Genomic DNA, 322 nt, shown 5'->3' on the forward strand with positions numbered 1-322 from the left:
AAGATCGTATAAAAGCTAATCTGCTTAGTGGGCGTGTAGCTCAGTTGGGAGAGCGTCGCCCTTACAAGGCGAATGTCGGGAGTTCGAGCCTCTCCACGCCCACCACTAAGCACTCAGTAATGTTTAACGTTATTGAGGGGCGTGTTTGGTCCCGTATTACGTGGAGTGGTAGTTCACTTCGTTGGGATAGCGGTCTGTCACTGATAGTGGCGATCGAGGTCGCGGGTTCGAGTCCCGTATTACGTGGAGTGGTAGTTCAGTTGGTTAGAATACCTGCCTGTCACGCAGGGGGTCGCGGGTTCGAGTCCCGTCCATTCCGCCA

General features: G+C 54.0%; 2 tRNA genes. Both read left to right on the top strand.

Going from position 1 to position 322, the window contains the following annotated elements:
• Positions 1–29 precede the first annotated feature (29 nt).
• Positions 30–105, top strand: a tRNA-Val gene (locus A3773_RS17100).
• Positions 106–245: 140 nt separating this feature from the next.
• A tRNA-Asp gene (locus A3773_RS17105) sits at positions 246–322 on the top strand.

This window comes from Neptuniibacter pectenicola, assembly GCF_001597735.1.
GTDB lineage: Bacteria > Pseudomonadota > Gammaproteobacteria > Pseudomonadales > Balneatricaceae > Neptuniibacter > Neptuniibacter pectenicola.